Consider the following 13,027-nt stretch of genomic DNA (forward strand, 5'->3'; position numbering starts at 1 on the left):
GGAACTGAGCCGCACCGCCTCTAACTTCTCCTCAAATCCGAGGGGACCCCACTCCATGCAGCGTCGCGCTTTCGCCGCCCTGGGCCTGATGGCCCTGCTCGCCGCCTGTTCGCCAGCCAGCAAGGAGACGGCCGCCCCGGCCGGCGAGACCAAGCTGAAGCTGGCTACCGACTGGCGGGCCGAGGCCGAGCTGGGCGGCTACTACCAGGCCCTGGCGACCGGCGAATACAAGAAGCGCGGCCTGGACGTGACCCTGATCCAGGGCGGCCCCGCGGTGAACGTGCCCCAGCTGCTGGCCACCGGCGCGGTCGATGTCGGCGTGGGCTCCAACAGCTACGTGGTCATGAACCTGATCAAGGAGAACGCGCCGGTGAAGGCCGTGGCGGCCTTCATGCAGAAGGACCCGTGGTCGCTGATCGCCCACCCCGACCAGGGCGTGAACAGCATCGCCGACATCAAGGGCCATCCGGTCCTGCTGTCCGATGCCTCGATCACCGGCTACTGGGCCTGGCTGAAGGCCAGGTACGGTTTCACCGACGACCAGGTCCGTAAGTACAACTATTCCACCGCCCCGTTCCTGGCCGACAAGCGCGTGGTCCAGCAAGGCTATGTGACCAGCGAGCCCTACCTCATCGAGAAGGAAGGCAAGGTCAAACCCAAGGTCTTCCTGCTGGCCGACAGCGGCTATCCGGCCTACGGCTCGATGGCCCTGGTCAATGACAGCCTGATCGCCAGCAACCCGGCGGCCGTGCGGGCCTTCGTCGAGGCCACCGCGGCGGGCTGGAAGTCCTACCTCTACGGCGATCCCAAGCCGGGCGACGCGGCCATCCTGAAGGACAATCCGGAAATGACCCAGGACGTCCTCGACCAGGCGCGCGACAAGATGCGGTCCTACGGCGTGATCAGCGCCAAGAATGGTGACGGCGACATCGGCCTGATGACCGACGAACGGTGGAGCACGTTCTTCAAGGACGCCATCGCGCAGGGCGTCTATCCAAAGAATGGGGACTTCAAGAAGGCCTACACCCTGCAGTTCCTGCCCAAGGGCCAATGAGCGATCCGGTCGCCCGCCTCGCCGCCATCGAGGTCGACTATGCGCGGGGCCGCGCGCTGGGACCGCTCGACCTGACGCTCGCGGCCGGCGAGATCGTCGCCCTGGTCGGACCGTCCGGCTGCGGAAAATCCACCGCCCTGCGGCTGCTGGCGGGTCTCGAGGCGCCGACGCGTGGAACCGTGACCCGCGCCGCCGGCAAGGGTGAAACCTCGGTCGTCTTCCAGTCGCATACCCTGGCGCCGTGGCTGTCAGCGCGGGACAATGTCGCCCTGCCGCTGGAACTGGCCGGGATGAACAAGGCCGCCGCCCGCGCCGCCGCCGAGGGCGCGCTGGATCAGGTCGGCCTGGGCGCCGCGCTCGCCGCCCGTCCCGCCCAGCTCTCCGGCGGCATGGCCATGCGCGCCTCGCTGGCCCGCGCCCTGGTCACCCGTCCGCGCCTGCTGCTGCTGGACGAACCCTTCGCGGCCCTCGACGAGATCACCCGCCGCGCCCTGGCCGACGACGTCCTGACCCTGGCGGCCGAAATGAAGCCCGCCGTCGTCTTCGTGACCCACAATGTCGAGGAGGCCGTCTACATGGCCCGCCGCGTCGTGGTCATGACCCCCGGCCCCGGCCGCATCGCCGGCGAGATCGCCATCGACGGTCCCGTCATCCGGCCGTCCGGCTTTCGCACGACCGAGGCCTTCCGCGCCGCCGCCGAGGCGGTCTCGACGCTGCTGGCCCGGGCCACGGAGCGCGCGGCGTGAAGCGCGTCCTCGCCCCAGCGATCCTGATCGCCGTCCTGCTGGGCGGCTGGGAGATCGCCTGCCGCGCCCTGGCCGTGCCGCCCTACCTGCTGCCCGCGCCCAGCGCCATCGCCCGCGCCTTCGCCGAGTCCTGGCCGCTGCTGCTGGGTTCAGCCTGGGCGACGCTGTCGACCGCCCTACTGGCCCTGGTCATCGCCAGCCTGGTCGCCTGCGCCCTGGCGCTGGCGGTCAGCCTGAACGGTCTTCTGGAGGACGCCGTCCGGCCGATCGCGGTCACCCTGCAGGTGACGCCGCTCGTGGCCATCGCCCCCCTGGTGACCATCTGGGCCGGCATTGACCATCCCGAACGCGCGGTGATCGGCCTGGCCGCCGTGGTGGCTTTCTTCCCGATCTTCTCCGGCGCCCTGACGGGGCTGAAGGCGGTCGATCCGGATCTGGCCCGCCTGTTCGACCTCTATGGCGCCGATCCCTGGCAGCGCCTGATCCGGCTGCGCCTGCCATCGGCCATCCCGGCCCTGCTGGAGGGACACAAGGTCGCGGCCGGCCTGGCCATCATCGGCGCCGTGGTGGCCGAGTTCGTGGCCGGTTCCGGCGGCGCTCAGGGCCTCGCCTGGCGGATCCTGGAGGCCTATAATCGCCTGCAGACGGCCAAGGTCTTCGCCGCGTTGGCGTCTCTGGCTGTACTGGGCGTCGTCCTGAACGCGGCGATGGAGGCGATCGAACGTCGACTTCTGAACGCTTGGCGAGGACGTTAGCCCAAGATTAAGCGACGCGACTTACGACAGGTGTTCGATAGACGTCTTTCGGACCGGTCCATGCGCGCCGCCCTCCTCATCGCCGCCCTCGCCTGCGCCCCTCTGGCGTGCGCGGGCGCGTCTGCGGAGACTGGCAAGGAAAGCCGCTATGGTCCCGCCCCCGAGCGCGCGCCCACGCCGGTGAACGGCCGTGGGCCTGGCTATACCGGCTCGACCTATGGCGGCCGCGCCCTGGCCTGGAGCGGCAAGCGCGAGGTCGTCGCGCCGCAAGCCCAGGCCGCCGCCCAGGTCCAACCTTGGTGGGCTCGCCAGGCGGCTCAAGCGCCGCAGCCTCAGCCCGCGCCGATGACGCGCGCCACCTATCAGCCGCCAGCTCCGCCTTACGCCCCGCAAGCGCCGCAAGCGCCCAGCGCCGCCCTGCCCCAGAACATCTACGACGCCCCAGCGCCGCGCGCCGCGCCGGTTCCGGTCGCCTACGCCGCCCCCACCGCGCCTGGCCTGACCCAACCCGCGCGGCAATTCCGCGACGGCCAGATCGGCGCCCGCACCTATTCCGTCGGCCGCCAGTTCGGCATGGTCCCGGATCCCATCCCCGCCGCCGGTCCGCCGCGCATGGTCCTGATCACCGCCCCGCCGGCGCTGGACGAGGACAAGCCGCGCGAAGAGGGCGCCGGCGAGTGGTCGGCCAAGCCCGAGAAGGACAGCGGCCAGTGATGCAATCGCGCCTCCACGACCTGATCTCGCTCGCCAACGAGCCCTCGAGCGTCAAGCGCCGGGAGCTGCTGCGCGGCGTCACCGACATGTTCTTCGCCGGCGAGGGCCACAACGCCGTCGAGATGAGCCTGTTCGACGACGTCATGAGCCAGCTGGCCGGCGAGATGGAGGAAGCGGTCAAGGTCGAGCTGGCCCAGCGCCTCGGCGAGGCCCCGGCCCCGCCGCGCGGCCTGTCGCGCGCCCTGGCCTCGGACTCGATCGCCGTCGCCGCTCCGATCCTGCGCAACTCCAGCGCCCTGACCGACGAAGACCTGCTGCACGTGGCCCGCACCCAGGGCCAGGACCACCTGCGGGCCATCTCGCAGCGTCCCAGCGTGTCCAGCGTCGTCTCGGACGCCATCGTCGCGCGCGGCGACGACGCCACCCTGGGCGTCCTGCTGCGCAACGAGGGCGCGGTGCTGTCGCGCGAGGCGCACGAGACCGTCGTCGACCGCGCCGCCGCCAATCCGTCGCTGCACGAGGCGGTCATCGACCGCAACAGCCTGCCGGTCGACCTGCTGAACGAGATGTACTTCATGGTCGAGGCGCGCCTGCGCGACCGGATCATGGAAAAGAACGCCGGCGTCGATCCCGCCATGCTGGAGGCCGCTCTGACCGCCGGCCGCAAGCGCGTCGCGGTCGAGGACGGCGCCCTGCCTGCCGACTTCGCCGAGGCCGAGAAGGAATTCCGCATCCTGCGGGCCAAAGCGCAGATCTCGCCGCAGATCCTGGCCAACATGCTGCGGGCCAAGCGCACGACGCTGTTCCTGGTGGCCTTGGCGGACATGGCCGACGTCGACTTCCATACCGCCCGCAAGATCCTGGAGCGGCGCGAGATGGACGCCCTGTCGGTGATCTGCAAGGCGGCCGACTTCGACCGCTCGCTGTTCCTGACCTTCGCCCTGCTGATCCTCGAGCCGACCGACGACGTGATGCTGAAAGCCAAGTCGTACGGCGAGCTTTACGCCGCCCTGCCCCGCGAGTCGGCCCTGCGCACGATCCGCTTCTGGCGCCTGCGCCGCACCACGGGCGACGTCGCCGCCGCTTAGGGCTGCCGCCCAAGGTCTCTACCTAGAGCATTAAGGCGAAAACCGGCCGCTCGCGCGCCTTGCGTGCGCCATGTCCGACGGCCAAGGTGCCGCCCTCTTATTCTCCTGCCCTGGATTCTCGATGATCAGCGCTTCGCGCTTGGCGCTCGTCGCCGCCGCCGGCCTCTCCCTCGCCGCCTGCTCGCACCTTCCCAAGCCTTCCATCCCGTTCATGAACAAGGACGGAGCCGACAAGCCGGCCGCGTCCGCGCCGAAGATCCCCGAGGCCCCGCCGCTGGCCGGTCCCAAAACCACCGATCTGAAGCCGGGCCAGTGGGCCCAGGCCCTGTCCGACGTCGCGCCCGACCCGTCCTGGCGCTTCGGGACGCTGTCCAACGGCATGCGCTACGCGATCCGCAAGAACGCCACCCCGCCCGGGCAGGCTTCCATGCGCCTGTGGTTCGACGCCGGCTCGATGATGGAGGCCGACGACCAGCAGGGCCTGGCCCACTTCCTGGAGCACATGGCCTTCAACGGCTCCAAGAACGTGCCCGAAGGCGACATGGTCAAGATCCTGGAGCGCCACGGCCTGGCCTTCGGCGCCGACACCAACGCCCAGACCAGTTTCGACGAAACCGCCTACCAGCTGGACCTGCCCAAGGCCGATGACGAAACGGTCGACACCTCGCTGATGCTGCTGCGCGAGGCGGCCGGCGAGCTGACCATCGCCCCCGACGCGGTCGATCGCGAGCGGGGCGTCGTGCTGTCGGAACAGCGAAATCGCAATACGCCCGGCTATCGCGTCGCCATCGCCACCCTGTCGGCGCAGATGGAAGGCCAGCTGCCGCCCAAGCGCATCCCGATCGGCAAGACCGAGATCCTGAAGACCGCTCCGGCCCAGCGCATCCGCGACTTCTATGAGGCCTACTACCGGCCCGAACGGGCGGTTCTGGTGGCCGTCGGCGACTTCGACGTCGACGCCATGGAGGCCAAGATCAAGGCCAAGTTCGGCGACTGGGTCGGCAAGGGGCAGCCCGGCAAGAACCCCGACATCGGCGCGGTGGCCAAGCGCGGCCCGACCGCCAAGCTGATCGTCGAGACCGGCGCGCCCTGGTCGGTGCAGATGACCTGGATGCGCAAGCCCGACGGCCTGATCGAGACCAAGGCTCTCGACGAGCGCGACATGATCGAGAACCTGGCCTTCGCGGTGATCAATCGACGCCTGCAGGCCGTCGGGCGCTCGGCCGAGCCGCCGTTCATCGCCGGCGGCGCCTTCAAGGGCGACCAGTACGGCGCGGTGCGGGTGACGACCCTTGGCGCCACCGCCCAACCCAATCGCTGGCGCGAGGCGATGAGCGCCCTCGACGCCGAGCAGCGCCGCGCCGTGCAATACGGCGTACGCCAGGACGAACTGGACCGCGAGATCGCCACCTTGCGCGCCAGCCTGGCCGCCGCCGCGGCCGGCGAGGCCACCCAGCGCACGCCCGCCCTGGCCAACCAGCTGCTCAACACCCTGGGCGACGCCGAGGTCATCACCTCGCCCAGTCAGAACCTGGCCTTCTTCGACGACCTGGTGAAGGGCCTGACCGCCGAGCGGGTCAATGCGGTCTTGAAGAGCGCCTTCGCCGGCTCGGGGCCGCTGATCGTTATCGCCGCGCCCGGCAATATCGACGGCGGCGAGCCGGCGATCCTGAAAGCCTATGACGAGCTGAAGAACCAGCCCGTCACGCCGCCGGCCGCGCCGGGCGTCAGCCTCTGGCCCTATTCCAGCTTCGGCCCCAGCGGCAAGGTCGCCGAGCAGAAGGACGTCACAGATCTGGACGCCGTCTTCGTGCGCTTCGAGAACGGCGTGCGCCTGACGGTGAAGCCGACCAAGTTCCGCGACGACCAGATCGTGGTGAAGGTCCACACCGGCCACGGCCTGCTGGACATGCCGTCGGACGCCCAGAGCCCGCTGTGGTCGGCTAGCGCCTTCATCGAGGGCGGCCTCAAGCAGATCAGCGCCTCGGACATGGAGCGCGTGCTGACCGGCAAGATCTGGAACGCCTCGCTGGGCGTCGAGGACGACGCATTCTCGCTGAGCGGCCGCACGCGGCCCGAGGATCTGGCCACCGAGCTGCAGGTGCTGGCCGCCTACGCCGCCGAGCCCGGCTGGCGCCCGGAAGCCTTCAACCGCGTCAAGACCGCCTACGGCACGATCCACGATCAACTGGAAAGCACCACGGGCGGCGTCCTCAGCCGCGACCTGGGCGGACTGATGCACGGCGGCGACCAGCGCTGGACCTTCCCCTCGCGCGAACAGATCGCCGGCGCGTCGCTGGAGCAGTTGAAGACCACCGTCGCCAACCCGCTGGCCCAGGGCGACCTGGAGATCGTCATCGTCGGCGACACCACGGTCGACAAGGCCATCACCGCCGTCGCCGACACCTTCGGCGCCCTGCCCAAGCGTCCGGGCGAGCCGCCGCTGGCCGGCGCCGAGAAGGCGCCCTTCCCGACGCCATCGGCACAGCCGGTGATCCGCACCCACAAGGGCCGTCCCGACCAGGCGGCCCTGTTCATGGTCTGGCGCACGGACGACCTGTTTTCGAACCTGCAGCGCTCGCGCGACGTCTCGATCCTCAGCCAGGTCATGCAGCTGCGCCTGATCGACGAGCTGCGCGAGAAGCAGGGCGCGACCTACTCGCCCAACGCCTCGGCCACGGCCAATGTCACCTTCAAGAACTGGGGCTATCTGGCCGTCAGCCTGGAGGTCCCGCCCGAGAAGCTGGATGGCGTGGTGGCCTCGATCCGCAAGATCGCCGCCGACCTGCGCGACAAGCCGGTCAGCGCCGACGAACTGGAGCGGGCCAAGAAGCCGCGCATCGATCAGATCGAGAAGGCCCGCGTGACCAACGAATACTGGGTCGGCGCGCTCTCGGGCGCTCAGGAAGACCCGCGCCTGCTGGACGCCACCCGCTCGGTGCTGGCGGGCCTCTCGCGCGTCACCCCGGCCGACGTCCAGAAGGCCGCCAGGACCTATCTCGGCGACGACCAGTCGTGGCTGCTTCTGGTGAAGCCGGAAGCCGGCGCGACGGCGGCGAAGTAGCAAAAAGGCCCCGGTGGAAGCCGGGGCCTTTTCCTTATCCGTCTCCCCGGCGAAGGCCGGGGCCCAGATGGAAGAGCGTTGAGATGGGCTCTATGAGCGCCGCGCTCTTCCCATCATCCCCAGCGGTCCGAGATCTGGATCCCGGCTTTCGCCGGGAAGATCGGAGTGGGGCGTTGGACTTCTAGTACACCACGCCGCCAACCCCGCCATCCAGGCTGAAACTGGTCGTCAGGGTCTGGCGCTCCTGCACCGTTTCCTCGCGGTACGCGGTGTAGGTCTCGGTGGTGATGATCGTCAGGATCTTCACCCCGGCGCCGAAGCGGCGCAGCAGCGAGCGTTCGTTACAGTCGCGGGCCGGCGCCTGCGGGCGGCACGAGATGCTGGCCTGCCCCTGGGCCGCGCCCGGGACGTGATACAGCGCCTCGTTCTTCTGGCAGATGAAGGTCTGGCCGGCGCCGCCGGTCGAGATGTCGATCTGCCCCGAATAGTCGGCGATCACGTACTGCATGCGCGAGCCGGCGATGCAGCGATAGAGCTCGCCGTTATAGCTGTCGTCGATGTCGCGGTCGGGGGTGACCTGCGAGGCCGGGTGCGGGATGTCGCGGTCATCCAGGCAGACGGCGCGGATGATCACGCGGCGCGTCCGCGTGCGGGTGGCTTCATAGGACTGACGACGACGGGCTTCGCCGCCCTCGACGTTCAGGCCCTGGATGTAGCCGCTGGCCATCGGGCCGGAATAGTAGCCGCCGTGACCGCCGCCGCCGTAATAGTTGGTCACGCCCGCGGCCGAACCGGCCAGCGAGCCCGCCCCCGAACTGGCGCCCGAATTGGCCACCGCCGAGGCGCTGGAATTGGCGTTCACGATCACCGTCGCGCCGATATTCACGTTGACGCCGGGAATGTTGACGTGGTGACCGCCACCGCCGCAGCAACCGGTCGGCGGAGCGGGCGGCTTCGGCGGAGCCGGAGGCGGCGAGCAGCAGGTCGGCGGGGCCGGGCAACCCGTGGTGCAGGCCATCGCGATGCCGCCGATCGTCAGGCCGCCGAGCAGCACGCTCAGGCCGATCAGCAGTCCGCGCAGGTTCAGTTTCGGCGCCTTCATCCGGCGGTTCCCTTCACATCGGGTCGTTCCGCTCTTGGTTAAGCAAGAATCGGGCCGGACCCGCCGCTCCGCCTGGATTGCGCCAGAATGGGACGGTCGAGCCCTTGGCCCGGTTCTCCCAGCAAGCCTCGTGCGGCCGAAAACAGCCGTGAGTGACCCGCCAGGGGACGACGATGTTCCATCCAAGCACGGAACGGTTGATAGACTATTGGCGCGACAAGAAGGGCGAGGCCGCCCTGCCCCGTCGCGCCGACATCAATCCGGGCGAATTCCTGGAGCTTCTGCCCCAGGTTTTCGTGCTGGGTCGCGACGGCGGCAAGCTGCCGTTCCGTCTGGCTGGCGGCTTCGTCACCGAGCTGCACGCCCGCGACCTGCGCGGCCAGGACGCCCTGTCGCTGTGGGCTCTTGCCCACAGGCTGGAGCTGAAGAGCGCCCTGGACGTCGCGCGCAAACGCCGCACGCCCGTGGTGGTCACCGCCGACATCCGCGCCCACGGCGTGCCCAGCGTCGGCATGGAAGTGCTGTTCGCCCCGCTGCAGGGCGCGTCGGGCGAGACCGACCGGTTCCTGGGCCTCTACCAGCCGATCGCCATGATGGCCCGCTTGATGGGCCGCCCCGCCTACGAGTTGGGCCTTCGCGAGATCAAGCCGCTGGGCGACGGCAACGCGGACATGCCGCGGCTGCGCCTGGCGACCTTGGACGGCCGCCGGATCGCTTAAGCCCCCCAAACCGATTTCCCCGGCGCTCCGAGATCTGGGTCCCGGCTTTCGCCGGGAAGAACGGATGAAGGCGTAACTAACGCCCTGCCTCATCCAGCCGTTTCCAAACCTCACCCGGCAATTCCAGCCGGGCGGCGGCCATCAGCTCGTCCAGCTGCGCGATCGAGGTGGCGCTGGCGATCGGCGCGGTGATCAGCGGATGCGCCATGATCCAGGCCAGGGCGACCTGGGCCTGGGCGGCGCCCACCTCGGCCGCCGCGTCATCCAGCGCCGCCAGCACCGCCCGCCCCTTGTCGTTCCAGTAGTCGCGGAGGATCGTCCGCGCCCGCGCCTTGCCCTCGAAGTCAGCCTCGCTACGGTACTTGCCACTGAGAAAGCCGGCGCCGAGGCCGTAGTACGGGATGATCCCCACGCCCTCGGCCTGGGTCAGCTCGGCCACCGCGCCCTCGACCTGTTCGCGGTCGACCAGGTTGAATTTCGGCTGGAGGGTCTCGTAGCGCGCCAGGCCCTTGGCCTTGCAGATCTCGAGACTGCCCCGCAGGCGCTCGACCGAGAAGTTGGAGGCGCCGACCGCCCGAACCTTGCCCGCCTTCACCAGACGATCGAAGGCCTCGAGCGTCTCGTCCAACGGCGCGGCCGCGTCGTCCTGGTGTGACTGGTAGAGGTCGATGTAGTCGGTCTGGAGCCGCTTCAGCGAGCCTTCGACCGCCGCCGCGATATTGGCGGCCGACAGGCCCGGCTGCTTGGGCCACATGGCCACCTTGGTCAGGATCAGCACCTTGTCGCGCTTGCCGCTCGCCCGCAGCCAGCGGCCGATCACGCTCTCGGACTCGCCGCCCTCGTGACCCGGAACCCAGGCCGAATAGACGTCGGCCGTGTCGACGGCGTTGAAGCCGCCGTCGACGAAGGCGTCCAGCAGCCGGTGCGAGGTCGCCTCGTCCGCCGTCCAGCCGAACACGTTGCCGCCGAAGATGAGCGGCGCGGTCGAAAGGCCGGAGCGGCCGAGAGGGCGGAACTTCATCAGAGACTCCGAAGCTCAAAAAATCTTGTCATCCCGGCCGCAGCGAAGCGGAGAGCCGGGACCCAGGGGACAGCGCGGTGCGGCTGCCCCTGGGTCCCGGACAGCCTCTGCGAGGCTTCCGGGATGACAAGGTTGAGAGTGTTAAAAGGACAAGATCAAGCCGCGACCGCCCGCCCGTCCTCGAACACCGGAACGTCCAGCGCGGCCAAAGGCGCCTTGCCCAGGATTAGGTCCGAAGCCCGCTCGGCGATCATGATGGTCGGGGCGTTGGTGTTGCCGCCCACCAGGTTCGGCATGACGGAGGCGTCGATGACCCGCAGGCCGGCCAGCCCTTGCACCCGCAATTGATCGTCGACCACCGCCAGCGGATCGCCGGCCACGCCCATGCGGCAGGTGCCGACCGGATGGTAGATCGTCTCGGCCTTGGCGCGGATCCAGGCGTCGAGGTCGGCGTCGCTGCGCACATCCGCGCCCGGGGCGTACTCGGCGTCGCGATAGGGATCGAAGGCGGCCTGGGCCACCGTCTCGCGGGCGATGCGCACGCCTTCTCGGATGGCGCGGCGATCCTCGTCCGTGGCCAGATAGTTGGCCAGGATGGTGGGATCGTCGAACGGATCGGCCGAGCGCAGTCCGACCTTGCCGCGGCTTTCCGGACGCAGCTGGCAGACGTGCAGGGTGAAGCCGTCCTTCTCGACCACGACCTTGCCGTGATCCTGCATGATCGCCAGCACGCCGTGGATCTGCAGGTCGGGGCGGTCGAGGTCGGGCCGCGACTTCAGGAACGCGCCGCTCTCGAGGAACTGCTGCCGCCCGAGGCCCTTGCCGAAGAGCATATAGTTCAGGCCGACGCCCAGCTTGTTCAGGCCCTTGTTGGCCGAATAGGCGGTCTTGAGATTCTTGGCCGTCCACGAGACGCAGACGTCCAGGTGGTCCTGCAGGTTGGCGCCGACACCCTTGGACTCGTGGACCACCGCGACGCCGTGGGCCTTCAGGTCGTCCGGCGCGCCGATCCCCGACAGTTGCAGGATGTGCGGTGACTGCACGGCGCCGGCGCTCAGCAGCACTTCGGCGTCGGCATAGGCGGTCTTCTTCTCGGCGGCCTTACCGACAACGTAGTCGACGCCGACCGCGCGGCCCTTCTCGACGATGATCCGGGTGGTGCGGGCCTCGGTCACGACGGTCAGGTTCGGACGCGCCAGAGCCTGGTTCAGATAGGCCATGGCCGCGCTCCAGCGCTGGCCGTCGCGGATGGTCAGGTCGTAGGGCCCGAAGCCCTCCTGCTGATACCCGTTGAAATCCTTGGTGGTCTTGTGGCCCGCCTGTCGGCCGGCCTCGATCAGGGTCGAATAGAACGGGCTGTCGCTCTCGCCCTTCGACACGTGCAGCGGCCCCTTGTCGCCGTGATAGGCGTCGCCGCCGCCGTGGTGGGTCTCCGAGCGCTTGAAATAGGGCAGCACCTCTTCATACGACCAGCCCGACAGGCCCATCTGCCGCCACTGGTCGTAGTCGCGCGCATGGCCGCGGATATAGATCATGCCATTGATGGCCGAGCTGCCGCCCAGGCCCTTGCCGCGCGGCCACCAGAGCTTGCGGTTGTCCAGATGGGGCTCGGCCTCGGTCCAGAAGCCCCAGTTCTGCTCGCCCTTGGCCTTGATCAGTTCGCCGACGCCGGCCGGCATCTTGACCAGGACGGAGTTGTTCTTGCCGCCAGCCTCCAGCAGCAGGACCTTGACGCCGGGGTCCTCGGTCAGACGCGCCGCGAGCACGCAACCGGCCGAGCCGGCGCCGATGATGACGTAATCATAGCGTTCGCTGGCCATGCCCCGACGCCCTCCCTGGAAGGTTATCATTGTTAAGGCAGAGAGTGATCCGGGATCGATCGCCGCGCAAGGTTCCCTCACGACGTCGTTGAAGGAAAACGCCTGTTGTGCGTTCACACTCAACTCGAACCATGCCAATACTACCTTGAGACGAAACGGAAGCGGGCTCGCCCGCGCCGTCTCCCCACGCGGAGAGACCTTTGCGTGGTGAGCCCTTCTCGCGCTCACCCGCGCGAGGAGCGGGAGCGTCGCATTGCATCCCCCAAGCAGCGTGCGGCGCTCCCTGAATCTCTCCAGCTTACTCCGCCACCACCTTCAGGTCGCGGACGTAGCGCTTCCAGTTCTCGACATAGTGCAGGGCCGAGCCCTGCAGGATCATGGTGTGGTGCTCGCTGACCTCGCGCACCACCTTGCCCGGCGCGCCCATGACCATCGAATTATCCGGGATCTCCTTGCCCTCGGTGATCAGGGCGCCGGCGCCAATCAGGCAGTTCTTCCCGATCCTGGCCCCGTTCAGCACCACCGCGCCGATGCCGATCAACGAGCCGTCGCCGATCGTGCAGCCGTGAAGCATCACCATGTGACCGATGGTCACGTTGGCGCCGATGGTCAGGGGAACGCCAGCATCCGTGTGAAGAACAGAACCGTCCTGGACATTGCTGTTCTCGCCGATCGTGATCGGATCGTTGTCTCCACGCACCACGGAACCCCACCAGATACTGGCGTTCTTCTTGAGAATCACATTGCCCATCACGCTGGCCGTGGGGGCAATCCAGTATTCGCCTTGCGGGGGAAGCGTCGGCGTCGTGGCGCCCAGGGAATAGACAGTCATCCGTATGCCTCGTTTTCTTGCGCGCCATCTTCCGGTTAACACCCCGGAAACCATAATGCGCCATTGTAGTCAGGCGATTCGAGAGGGAACCTTCCTCACGCGGGGATGATTC

11 protein-coding genes are annotated in these 13,027 nt (G+C 68.7%); 7 read left to right on the forward strand and 4 right to left on the reverse strand.

Annotated features, from left to right (window positions below; genetic code table 11):
- Positions 1–55 precede the first annotated feature (55 nt).
- From AC07R7_RS19475 to AC07R7_RS19500, 6 genes are all read left to right on the forward strand, one after another.
- Positions 56–1,054, forward strand: a complete 999-nt coding sequence (locus tag AC07R7_RS19475) for an ABC transporter substrate-binding protein (protein WP_494636341.1) — start codon at positions 56–58, stop codon at positions 1,052–1,054.
- Entirely contained in the window at positions 1,051–1,800 is a 750-nt protein-coding gene (locus AC07R7_RS19480; protein WP_494636342.1) for an ABC transporter ATP-binding protein, read from the forward strand. The genes AC07R7_RS19475 and AC07R7_RS19480 overlap by 4 nt, the downstream gene beginning before the upstream one ends.
- Entirely contained in the window at positions 1,797–2,555 is a 759-nt protein-coding gene (locus AC07R7_RS19485) for an ABC transporter permease (protein ID WP_494636343.1), read from the forward strand. The genes AC07R7_RS19480 and AC07R7_RS19485 overlap by 4 nt, the downstream gene beginning before the upstream one ends.
- 60 nt (positions 2,556–2,615) lie before the next feature.
- On the forward strand, positions 2,616–3,269 hold the full coding sequence (locus AC07R7_RS19490) for a hypothetical protein (protein ID WP_494636344.1): 654 nt from the start codon (positions 2,616–2,618) through the stop codon (positions 3,267–3,269).
- Positions 3,269–4,357 (forward strand): DUF2336 domain-containing protein, encoded by a 1,089-nt coding sequence (locus AC07R7_RS19495; RefSeq protein WP_494636345.1) that lies wholly within the window; start codon positions 3,269–3,271, stop codon positions 4,355–4,357. The genes AC07R7_RS19490 and AC07R7_RS19495 overlap by 1 nt, the downstream gene beginning before the upstream one ends.
- A gap of 121 nt (positions 4,358–4,478) precedes the next feature.
- Positions 4,479–7,421: a M16 family metallopeptidase gene (locus AC07R7_RS19500; RefSeq protein WP_494636346.1), complete on the forward strand. Its 2,943-nt coding sequence runs from the start codon at positions 4,479–4,481 to the stop codon at positions 7,419–7,421.
- Positions 7,422–7,602: 181 nt separating this feature from the next.
- On the opposite strand, the gene AC07R7_RS19505 is transcribed toward AC07R7_RS19500, so the two are convergent.
- A complete protein-coding gene (locus tag AC07R7_RS19505) occupies positions 7,603–8,523 on the reverse strand; it encodes a hypothetical protein (protein WP_492885566.1) in 921 nt (306 codons plus the stop codon).
- 173 nt (positions 8,524–8,696) lie between these two features.
- Between AC07R7_RS19505 and AC07R7_RS19510 the strand changes: the two genes are divergently transcribed.
- Entirely contained in the window at positions 8,697–9,242 is a 546-nt protein-coding gene (locus AC07R7_RS19510; protein WP_494636347.1) for a PAS domain-containing protein, read from the forward strand.
- Between the two features lie 76 nt (positions 9,243–9,318).
- On the opposite strand, the gene AC07R7_RS19515 is transcribed toward AC07R7_RS19510, so the two are convergent.
- The 3 genes from AC07R7_RS19515 to AC07R7_RS19525 all read right to left on the reverse strand — a co-directional run bounded on the left by AC07R7_RS19515 (position 9,319) and on the right by AC07R7_RS19525 (position 12,915).
- Positions 9,319–10,263, reverse strand: a complete 945-nt coding sequence (locus tag AC07R7_RS19515) for an aldo/keto reductase (RefSeq protein ID WP_494636348.1) — start codon at positions 10,261–10,263, stop codon at positions 9,319–9,321.
- 155 nt (positions 10,264–10,418) lie between these two features.
- Positions 10,419–12,083: a choline dehydrogenase gene (locus tag AC07R7_RS19520; RefSeq protein ID WP_494636349.1), complete on the reverse strand. Its 1,665-nt coding sequence runs from the start codon at positions 12,081–12,083 to the stop codon at positions 10,419–10,421.
- A gap of 298 nt (positions 12,084–12,381) precedes the next feature.
- Complete coding sequence (locus tag AC07R7_RS19525) at positions 12,382–12,915, reverse strand: gamma carbonic anhydrase family protein (protein WP_125155782.1); 534 nt, start codon at positions 12,913–12,915, stop codon at positions 12,382–12,384.
- Between the last annotated feature and the right edge of the window lie 112 nt (positions 12,916–13,027).

This window comes from Caulobacter sp. GW821-FHT05F04 (assembly GCF_059419665.1).

Excerpts from the sequence above, each read along its gene's own strand:
- AC07R7_RS19475 (WP_494636341.1), top strand. The coding sequence starts at position 56 with ATGCAGCGTCGCGCTTTCGCCGCCCTGGGCCTGATGGCCCTGCTCGCC.
- AC07R7_RS19480 (WP_494636342.1), top strand. The coding sequence starts at position 1,051 with ATGAGCGATCCGGTCGCCCGCCTCGCCGCCATCGAGGTCGACTATGCG.
- AC07R7_RS19490 (WP_494636344.1), top strand. The coding sequence starts at position 2,616 with ATGCGCGCCGCCCTCCTCATCGCCGCCCTCGCCTGCGCCCCTCTGGCG.
- AC07R7_RS19495 (WP_494636345.1), top strand. The coding sequence starts at position 3,269 with ATGCAATCGCGCCTCCACGACCTGATCTCGCTCGCCAACGAGCCCTCG.
- AC07R7_RS19500 (WP_494636346.1), top strand. The coding sequence starts at position 4,479 with ATGATCAGCGCTTCGCGCTTGGCGCTCGTCGCCGCCGCCGGCCTCTCC.
- AC07R7_RS19505 (WP_492885566.1), bottom strand. The coding sequence starts at position 8,523 with ATGAAGGCGCCGAAACTGAACCTGCGCGGACTGCTGATCGGCCTGAGC.
- AC07R7_RS19510 (WP_494636347.1), top strand. The coding sequence starts at position 8,697 with ATGTTCCATCCAAGCACGGAACGGTTGATAGACTATTGGCGCGACAAG.
- AC07R7_RS19515 (WP_494636348.1), bottom strand. The coding sequence starts at position 10,263 with ATGAAGTTCCGCCCTCTCGGCCGCTCCGGCCTTTCGACCGCGCCGCTC.
- AC07R7_RS19520 (WP_494636349.1), bottom strand. The coding sequence starts at position 12,083 with ATGGCCAGCGAACGCTATGATTACGTCATCATCGGCGCCGGCTCGGCC.
- AC07R7_RS19525 (WP_125155782.1), bottom strand. The coding sequence starts at position 12,915 with ATGACTGTCTATTCCCTGGGCGCCACGACGCCGACGCTTCCCCCGCAA.